The 722-nt window shown below is 67.0% G+C and carries 1 protein-coding gene; it reads left to right on the top strand.

The window, feature by feature from the left end:
• Window positions 1–722, top strand: a 722-nt coding sequence (locus NKJ55_RS35460; protein ID WP_352453935.1) for a site-specific integrase, incomplete at both ends; no start/stop codon positions are given.

Below are 722 nucleotides of genomic sequence, written 5' to 3'. Positions count from 1 at the left end.
GACGCATGATCGAGGACATGACGATCCGCAATCTGTCGCCGGCCACCCAGCGATCCTACGTGCACGCGGTGGCCAAGTTTTCGCGCTATTTCGACCGCTCGCCGGACCGGCTCGGCCTGGAGGACGTCCGCGCCTTCCAGGTCCATCTGGTTTCGGCGGGAGTCTCGTGGCCGGCGCTGAACCAGACGGTGTGCGCGCTGCGGTTTTTCTACGGCGTGACGCTGGGCCATGCCGAGATCCCGGAGCGGATCGTCTACGCCCGCTCGCCACGCACGCTGCCAGTGGTGCTGAGCGCCGACGAGGTCGTCCGGTTCCTGGAGGCGGTGCCGAGCCTGAAGACCCGAACGGCATTGACCACGGCCTACGCCGCGGGACTTCGCGCCTCGGAGACCGTCGGGCTGAAGGTCGGCGACATCGACAGTGAACGCGGCGTGATCCTCGTCCATCACGGCAAGGGCGGCAAGGACCGCACCGTGATGCTGTCGGCGCAGCTTGTGCGCATCCTGCGAGTCTACTGGCGGCTGGCGAAGCCGCAGGGTTGGCTGTTTCCCGGGCGCGGCGTCGACCGCCCCATCGATGTGCAGGTTCTCTATTCGGCGTGCCGCTCGGCGCGTGCGGCTGCCGGCATCGACAAGCGCGTGACGGTGCATACGCTCAGGCACAGCTTCGCCACGCATTTGCTGGAGAACGGTACGGACATCCGCATCATCCAGGTGCTGCTC

Source organism: Mesorhizobium sp. M0106 (assembly GCF_040322715.1).
Classification (GTDB): Bacteria; Pseudomonadota; Alphaproteobacteria; order Rhizobiales; family Rhizobiaceae; genus Mesorhizobium.
Note: the sequence above shows the minus strand (reverse complement) of the source record. Positions and strands in the feature narration are given on the sequence as shown.